The 8,236-nt window shown below is 68.6% G+C and carries 5 protein-coding genes; 1 reads left to right on the forward strand and 4 read right to left on the reverse strand.

What is annotated here, in order from left to right:
* Positions 1-9: 9 nt before the first annotated feature.
* From car to NBY69_RS15005, 3 genes are all read right to left on the reverse strand, one after another.
* Positions 10-3,417 (reverse strand): carboxylic acid reductase, encoded by a 3,408-nt coding sequence (car, locus tag NBY69_RS14995; protein ID WP_250301403.1) that lies wholly within the window; start codon positions 3,415-3,417, stop codon positions 10-12.
* Between the two features lie 196 nt (positions 3,418-3,613).
* Positions 3,614-4,810, reverse strand: coding sequence for a cytochrome P450 (locus NBY69_RS15000; protein WP_250301404.1), 1,197 nt, complete (start codon positions 4,808-4,810; stop codon positions 3,614-3,616).
* Positions 4,811-4,877: 67 nt separating this feature from the next.
* The gene (locus NBY69_RS15005; protein WP_250301405.1) at positions 4,878-5,663 is read right to left on the reverse strand and encodes an SDR family oxidoreductase; all 786 of its coding nucleotides are present in this window, start codon (positions 5,661-5,663) and stop codon (positions 4,878-4,880) included.
* A 424-nt stretch (positions 5,664-6,087) separates the two neighbouring features.
* On the opposite strand from NBY69_RS15005, the gene NBY69_RS15010 reads away from it, so the two are divergent.
* Entirely contained in the window at positions 6,088-7,176 is a 1,089-nt protein-coding gene (locus NBY69_RS15010) for an NADH:flavin oxidoreductase (RefSeq protein WP_250301406.1), read from the forward strand.
* Positions 7,177-7,266: 90 nt separating this feature from the next.
* On the opposite strand, the gene NBY69_RS15015 is transcribed toward NBY69_RS15010, so the two are convergent.
* Positions 7,267-8,193 (reverse strand): LysR family transcriptional regulator, encoded by a 927-nt coding sequence (locus NBY69_RS15015; protein WP_250301407.1) that lies wholly within the window; start codon positions 8,191-8,193, stop codon positions 7,267-7,269.
* Positions 8,194-8,236: the final 43 nt, after the last annotated feature.

Here is an 8,236-nt window from a genome sequence, read left to right on the forward strand (position 1 = left end):
GGACGGCCCTCAGAGCAGGTCGAGCCGGCGCAGGTCATCGACGTACTTGCCCACGAGGGCCGCAGGCAGATGGGGGATGTCCTCGCCTGGGCCGACCTTCGCGGCGCGCACCGCAGCGCGGAACCGGTCTGCGGGTATCGCCGGACCAGGGACGCCCTGTTCGGGTTGCGCGAAGGCGTGCAGCAGGGGCAGCAGCGAGTGCTGACGCTGCCTCTCCGGCAGGGCGCGGAGCGCGGACGTGATGCGGGCGAGCCATTCGCCGTAGTCGTCGATCCGCCGGATCGGGTGGCCTGCCTCCGTCAGCCAGTTGACGAAGGTGTCCAGCGAGATGCCGTCGTCGTGCGGGTTCCGCACGTTGAAGGTCCGGTAGCCCTCGGTGGCCCCCACGCCCAGCGCGGTGACGGCCTCTGCGGTGAAGTCGACCGGCAGACCGTCGTAGTGCGCGCGGTCACCGGTCCGGTAGAACGAGGCCGGAGCGATACCGGTGGCGAGGACGCTCAGCAGCAGGCGGGTGAACAGGTCGGGGACGTTCAGCTGCCCCTGGTACCTGCTGTGCGCGAGGATCATGTCCGAGCGGAAGGCGACGACCGGCAGGCCGCACAGGTCGTGCGCCTCCCGGAGCAGGACCTCCCCGGCCCATTTGCTGGTGGCGTACCCGTTGGCGTAGCTCTGGTCGATCCGCCGCACCGGACTGATGCTGCGGATGTCGTCGTCCTCCCCGGGGGCCGGTGCCCCGGCTCCGGCTCCGGCTCCTACGGCGACGGTGGACACGTAGGTGACGGGCTTGATCCGCGTGGTGAGCGCCAGCCGGATCAGTTCTGCCGTGCCGACGACGTTGGGTCCGAACAGTTGCCGGTAGGGCAGTACGTGGTTGACCAGGGCAGCCGGGTGGACGATCAGGTCCACGGTGTCGGCCAGGCCGTTCCACGTGTCCTCGTCCAGGCCCAGGTACGGCTCGCCGATGTCACCGGCGAGTACCTCCAGGGTCCCTTCGGCCAGATCCCGGTACCGCCGGAGCAGTTCGGCGTCCCCGCTGTCGAAGGCCGCCTCAAGCCGCTGCGCCGCCGCAGCCGCGTTGCTCGCGCGTACCAGGCAGATCAGCTTGGAGCCGGGGGGTGCCAGCCGCTCCAGCCATTCCAGGCAGAGGAACCGGCCGAGGTAGCCGTTGGCTCCGGTCAGCAGGACGGTGCGCACGGCGCCGCGAGGGCGGGGAAGAGCCGGTGCGGCGGCGAGCGTCGGCGCGTCGATGAACTTGTCCAGGGTGAGGTCACCGGCGCGGACTTCGGTGCTGCTCTCGCCGTGTACGGAAGCGAATGTGGACCGCTCCGCCCCGGGCACGCGTTCCGCCTCTATGTATCTCGCCAGCCGGGACAGATCATTGGCCGGGCTGATGACCACCCCGACCGGAACCTCGATGTGGAAGATCTCCTTCATGAGCTGGGAGAAGGACAGCGCGGAGAGGGAGTCCCCGCCCAGGTCCGTGAAGCGCGCGTCGGCGCCGAGCGCGGTGTGCGAACAGCCCAGCAGCGCCTGGGCGGCCCGGGTGACCGTCTCCAGCACCGGCCGGTCCGGACCTGTTCGGCGCAGGTCGCGCAGCTGCCTGTCCTGCCCCTCGGTGATTTCGGTGTACAGCCGGTCGAGAGCCTCCCCGTAGCGCTCCTTGAGCCTGGGGCGCAGCAGTTTGTGGCTCTCGGAGAGCAGACCGTTCTCCGAGCTGAAGGGTTCGGCCTCGATCAGGAAGTCACGCGGGATCTCGTACGAGTTGAGCTCGGCCTCCCTGGCCATCTGCTGGAGCGCCTCGCTGAGCAGCGCCTTGAGTGGGTCCGGCTCCTCGCCGCCGCCGGCCGGCGCGTCGGGCGCGGGCACCACCACCGCGAGCAGGTAGGCGCGTTCGCTGTTGCCGTGCACGTAGATCTGCCGGATGAGGGGGCTGCCGGCGAAGACGGTCTCCAGGCGGGAGACGGCCACGAATTCGCCCTGGGACAGCTTCAGGGTGTCCTTGGTGCGGTCGACGTAGACCAGCCGGTCGGGTCCGACCTCGGCCATGACATCGCCGGTCCGGTAGTAGCCGTCCTGGTCGAAGATCTCGGCGGTGACCTCGGGCCGCTTGTAGTACCCGGGAATGATGCTCTCCGTCCTGAGCAGCAGTTCCCCGCGCGGATGCGGTAGGTCGGTGCGGAAATAGCCCAGTTCGGGGACGTCGGCCAGCTTGTAGTCGATCACCGGCGGGCGTTGCACCACCGTGTCGAGCAGTACTCCGCCGGCCTCTGTGGACCCGTATCCGGTGTACAGGTGGAGGTTCAGGCAGGACTCGACGAAGGCCGCCACCTCTGCGGACAGCGGGGCGGTCCCGCAGAACGCCTTGGCGACGCGCCCGCCCAGGAAGTTCTCGCGCAGGTCCGTCCTGACCGCCGTCTCGACGTCACCCGGTTCGCCGGCTCTGCGGCCCAGTTCGCTCCGGTACTGCTGGAAGAGCATGTCGCACAGGCGCGGGACCATGGTCAGTTCGGTGGGCCGGATCAGCGCGATGTCCTCGAACAGGGTGGACAGGTCGCTCCTGGCGGTGAAGTAGCCGACACCGCCCCGGACGAGCGAGCCCATCAGGGCGTAGCGGCCCGCGAGATGGCTCTGCGGCATGTAGAGGATGCTGACCGGGGGCCCGTCCGCCGAACCGTAGTCGAACCCGTACCACGCGGTGCCGACCAGCCGCTGGGTGTACATGGCCCCTTTCGGGGTCCCGGTGCTGCCGGATGTGTAGATGAGCAGGGCCAGCGGATCGTCTCCCGCGTCGGCGGTGAACAGGGGCGCGGGCGGCAGTTCGGCTCCGCGTTCGATCAGCGTGGCCAGTGAGTCGACGGCCACCGACCGCCCGGCTTCGGCCAGGCGGCGCCGTGCGGACTCGAAGGCGGTGCGCTGGTCGGCGACTTCGGGACGGTAGTCGAACACGATCATGTGCTGGATCGAGATTCCCTCGGTCACGGCTTCGACCGCGGTATCCAGACGCTCGATGCTGGTGGCGAGGGCGCGCGGCTCGGTCTCCGCGATGATCGGCGTCAGCTGGGACAGTGGCGCACTGGACTGCAGGGGCACGGACACGACGCCGGAGTGGATGCAGGCGAGGTCGAGCGTCGCGTAGTCGGTGCTGGCGAAGCCGAGGATGCAGATCCGGTCGCCCGCGCTCAACGCATACTGCGGATCGTGGTGCCAGGTGCCGGCGACCGCGCGGACACGTGCCCACAGTTCGCGGTAGCTGATGGTGTCGAACCTCGGGAGGAGCCGCGCTGTCGAAGCTTCCGCTGCGCGTTCGCCGAGGGCCGGCCGGTCCCCGTAGCCCTCCAGTACCGCGGCCATGACCTCGGCGAGTCCCTTGTCCGGGTCATGCACCGCCGCAGTGACCGCCTCCAGTGGTTCGGTCATGATCAGGCCTCCCGTAGCGTCCCGGTGATGTCGGCGCGTCCTGGATGTGGACGTCGCCGGGCACTTGTCTGCGTGCGTCGGCCGGCCATGGAGTCCGTACGTCGCTCCTCACAGCGGCCCGCGGTGCGGCACGCCCGGTGTGCCGCCCGGCCGTGACCGTGTTCGTGGAACGCTCACCCGTGGGCGCGTGCGGACCTCACCAGCTGACCGGCAGCGCGTCCACCCCGCGGATCAGGCGGTTGGTACGCCAGGAGATCTGGTCGACCGGCACGGCGAGGCGCAGACCCGGCAGGCGGCGGAGCAGCGATTCGAGCACGACTCGCAGCTCCGTTCTGGCCAGTTGGGCGCCGAGGCAGTGGTGTACGCCGTGCCCGAAGGTGACGTGCGGAACGTTCCCCCGGTGGAAGTCGATCTCTGCCGGGTGGTCGAACACCGCGGGGTCCCGGTTGGCGATCCCCAACTCGGCGACCACCGCGTCGCCCGCTCGAATGGTCTGCCCGCCCAGTTCCACGTCCTCGACGGCGATGCGGGTGAAGCCGGCGGACGCGCTGATCGGGATGATCCGGGAGAGTTCCTCGACCGCGTCGGGCACCAGACCGGGGTCAGCGACGAGCTTCTGCCAGAGATCAGGCCTGGTCAGCAGGGTGTAGACGAAGTTGCCGAGCTGGTTGGCCGTGGCTTCCTGGCCTGCGGACAGCAAGCTGACGCCGAGGCTGACCAGTTCCTCGTCGAGGAGCCGGTCCGCCTCGTCCTCCACATGGACGAGTTCGCCGAGCAAGTCGTCGGTGGGGGTGGTGCGGCGGAGTGCGACCAGGCCGGCGAGGTAGTCGTTGAGGTGTTCGCGGGCCTGCGTGGACTGCACCGGATCGGACAGCATCAGCAAGCCGTCCACCCAGGCGTTGAACCGGTCGCGGTCGGCGACGGGCACGCCGAGCAGTTCGCAGATGACTGTGATCGGCAGCGGCCAGGTCAGTGTCCGGGTCAGGTCAGCGGGCCCACCTGCGGCGGTCATGGTGTCGAGCAGGCCGTCGACGATCTGCTGGACGCGCGGGCGGAGCGCCTCGACACGGCGAACGGTGAACGAATTGGCCACCCGGCGCCGCAGCCGGCTGTGCTCCGGCGGGTCCATGCTCAGCATGGAGGTGCTGGGCAGCCCGGTGGCGACCGTGCGGGGGATGTCCTCGCCCACGGCGGCAGCGCGGCTGAACCGGGGATCGGCCAGTACCGCCTTGACGTCCGCGTGCCGGGTGACCAGCCAGGCGTCGCCGCCGTAGGGCAGAGTCACGCGCAGCACCGGCTGTTCGCCGCACATCTCGGCCAGTTTCGGGTCCACTTCGAGCCGGTCGACGGGACCGAACGGGTAGGCCCGCACCCCTTCCCCTGTGGCGGTCATCGTGTCGGTCCTTTCAGTCCTGGCAGACGGATACCTGCGCATACGTGGGTTCGCCGACGGAGGAGGTTCAGGTCAGGGCCGCGCTGCGCCCGCCGTCGATGACGAGAGTGCTGCCGGTGATCCACGCGGCGCGTTCCGAGACCAGGAAACCGACCGCCCCCGCGATGTCGTCCGACTGGCCGATACGTCCGAGCGGGATTTCGTCGGCCCACTCCGCGGAATCATTGCCGAGGTAGTCCACGATCTTTTCGCGTGCCTCGTCCGCCCCTGGTGTCATGACGTTCCCGAGTGACACAGCGACGACGCGGATTCCTTGCGGCGCCAGCTCGGCCGCAAGTCCCTTGTTGTAAGTCTCCAGTGCGGATTTGGCGGCTGCGTAGTGCAGGATCATCGGGTAGGACGCGATGGTGGCAATGGAGGAGACGTGTACGACAACTCCGCCTCCGCTCTCGCGCATGGACGGCACAAGTGCAGAATTGAGGCGGACCGCGGCCAGGAAGTTGATGTCCACGGTGTACTGCCAGTCGTTCTCGATGTCCAGCGCACTCTGAAAGGCCCGGCAGCCACCCGCGTTGTTGACGATGATGTCCACTCCGCCGAGATTCTCCAGAGCGATGTCCGCGAACTCCCGCACGCCGTCAGGCGTACTGAGGTCGGCTCTGACGAACTTGGCTGCGGACGGGGTCTGCTCGGTCGCGTTGCGGGCGGAGGTCACGACGGTGGCGCCGGCGTCGAGCAGGTTCTGCACGATCGCGGCGCCGATACCGCGGCTGCCGCCGGTCACCACGGCCCGCTTTCCTTCCAACTCGTCGGCGAACTTCTCCGTCTTTTCGGTAAGGCGACCTCGGCTCACTCCGGGTTCCGCCCCCTTCCTGCCTCAACAGGCCTGTCCGCGCAACGGATCGGTAAGGAACATCAGCTCTCCGGATACTTCTCGGAACAGGAGCTTCACTCCGGCCGACCGCGGTGACGCGGAATCACGAGGACCACTATCAACGGCCTTCTCCCATACGGTCAAGCTGAAAATTTCGATGCACCGGATCGCATCATGCGATGCAATTCGGAATGACCTGTGCGAGCTGGACATCGCTATGGGCAAGGTCGATAATCATGCGCTACCGGTGTGCCGCAGCAACAATTTCCGCACAACCGGGGAATACCTCGTCAAGGGCGGACCCACGCTGCCCGATGGACCAGCGCGGGGCAGTGGGACGCGTGGGGGAATCAGGTGCACACGGGACGTCCGTGTAAGCAGTGCCGACACATCTGGAGGAACAATGGCCAGCCTGGACGAGCCGTTCACCGTGGGAGACCTCACGGTCCCCAACCGGATCGTGATGGCCCCGATGACCAGGATGCAGTCCCCCGGCGGCGTGCCGGGCCCGGACGTGGCGGAGTACTACGCCCGCCGGGCGGCCCACCAGGTCGGACTGATCATCACGGAGGGCACCTACATCAACCGGGCGGCCGCCGGCGCGTACGAGAACGTGCCCCACTTCTACGGCGAGCAGCCCCTGGCCGGCTGGGCCCATGTGGTGCGGCGGGTGCACCAGGCCGGTGGCAGGATCATTCCTCAGCTGTGGCACACGGGGGTCGTGCGCTTCGGGACAGAGCCATCCGCGGAAGGCCCGTCCGGGCTCGGACTGGACGGCGCCGCGGCCGGGCATGCCATGACCCAGCGGGACATCGACGACACGGTGGCCGCCTTCGCGGAGGCCGCCGCAGCCGCAGAGCGGCTCGGGTTCGACGGCGTGGAGCTGCACGGCGCGCACGGCTACCTGATCGACGACTTCCTGTGGAGCGCCACCAACCGGCGTACCGACCGCTACGGCGGAGACCCGGCCTCCCGCGCCCGTTTCGGTGCCGAGATCGTGCAGGCGATCCGCGCGGCCGTCAGCCCGGGGTTCCCGGTCCTCTTCCGGCTCTCCCAGTGGAAGGTCAACCAGTACGGGGCCCGCATCGCGGAGAGCCCGGACGAACTGGCGCAGTTGCTGGCGCCGCTGACCGAGGCCGGTGTCGACGCGTTCCACGCCTCCACCCGCCGCTACTGGCTGCCCGAGTTCGACGGCAGCCCGCTCAATCTGGCCGGCTGGGTGCGCAAGCTCAGTGGCAAGGCCACGGTGACGGTCGGCTCCGTCGGCCTGGACCAGCAGTACGGTGTGGGCGACTTCGCCCAGGGCTTCACCGAGCAGGCCGGCCTGACCGGCATCGAGGAGCTGGTGGCCCGCCTGAAGCGCGACGAGTTCGACCTCGTCGCCGTGGGCAGGACGCTGCTGGCCAACCCGGACTGGGCGGCGAAGGCGCTGCGCGGTGAGTTGGGCCGGACCGTCCCCTACGACCCGGCCGTGCTCAAGACCCTGGCCTGACGGCCACCCGTCCGCTCCCCCTGTGCGGGGGGTCGCCAGGAGGGAGCCGGCAGTTCATGAACTGCCGGCCGCATCCGCGGAACGCCCGTATCACGCAATCGAATGCACTTCGCCGCTGATCGAAACCGCGGAGCCCAGCACTTCCAGGAAAGCTCTGCCCCGGCTGCTGAGGTTCAGATCGGGCATCATCGCCACGCCGAGGGACGAAGGAGGCACTTCTCCCGCGATCTCGACCGGTCGGACTTTCCCGCCGTCCAAAGTCCTGGCATGGGCGGCGCGTTGATACATCAACGCGAACCCGGAACCCGCGGCCACCAGTCCGCGCATCGTCTCCGGACTCGTCGTCGTGATCACTTGTGGCATACGGACGCCCGCAGTGGCGAACATCGTCTCGAAATGGTGGAGAACAGCTGGAACGTTCAGGGTGACGAGCGGTCGAGCGGCCAGCTCGTCCAGACCGATCGAGCCGGTCATGCCGATCGGGTCGTCATCCGCCAGCAGGGCATGAACAGGGAGCTGGACCAGAGGGTGGAACCTGGCTCCGCCCGACAGGAAGTCGTACGTCACAGCCAATTCGCACCGGCCGTCCCGCAGCAGCTCCAACAGCCGTTCCGATGCCTCATGAACGTTCAACTGCAGGGCCGTGTACCGCTCGGCGGCGATCCGGCAGACCAGGGGCAGCAGGAAGGGGGCGATCGAGAAGAAGATGCCGACGTCCAGCCGGCCGGCCGTGTGGCCTGCCAGGGCGTCGCCCTGGGCCTTGAGGTTTCTGGCCTGCCCCAGCAGCGCGCGCGCCTCCCTCAGCAGGTGACGGCCGCTCGGGGTCAGGGTGACACCGCGGGCGTGATGACGGAGAAGCAGTTGCACACCGAGTTGGCGTTCCAGCCTCATCACAGCGGAGGAGACCGTCGACTGCGAGGCGCACAGCTTCTCTGCCGCCTCCGATATGTTGCCGAGCTCGGCGGATACCACGAAGTACCGCAATTGCGTCAGGCTGAAGCCCAGTCGATCGCTCATCGCGCCCACCCGGAGAGCTTCTGATGCGTGGCCCGTTCCGGCC

This window comes from Streptomyces sp. A 4/2, assembly GCF_940670765.1.
In the GTDB taxonomy this organism is placed as follows: domain Bacteria; phylum Actinomycetota; class Actinomycetes; order Streptomycetales; family Streptomycetaceae; genus Streptomyces.

What these genes read in the sequence shown, in the direction of transcription:
- car (WP_250301403.1), bottom strand. Translation starts at nt 3,417, where the DNA reads ATGACCGAACCACTGGAGGCGGTCACTGCGGCGGTGCATGACCCGGAC.
- NBY69_RS15010 (WP_250301406.1), top strand. Translation starts at nt 6,088, where the DNA reads ATGGCCAGCCTGGACGAGCCGTTCACCGTGGGAGACCTCACGGTCCCC.
- NBY69_RS15015 (WP_250301407.1), bottom strand. Translation starts at nt 8,193, where the DNA reads ATGAGCGATCGACTGGGCTTCAGCCTGACGCAATTGCGGTACTTCGTG.
- NBY69_RS15000 (WP_250301404.1), bottom strand. Translation starts at nt 4,810, where the DNA reads ATGACCGCCACAGGGGAAGGGGTGCGGGCCTACCCGTTCGGTCCCGTC.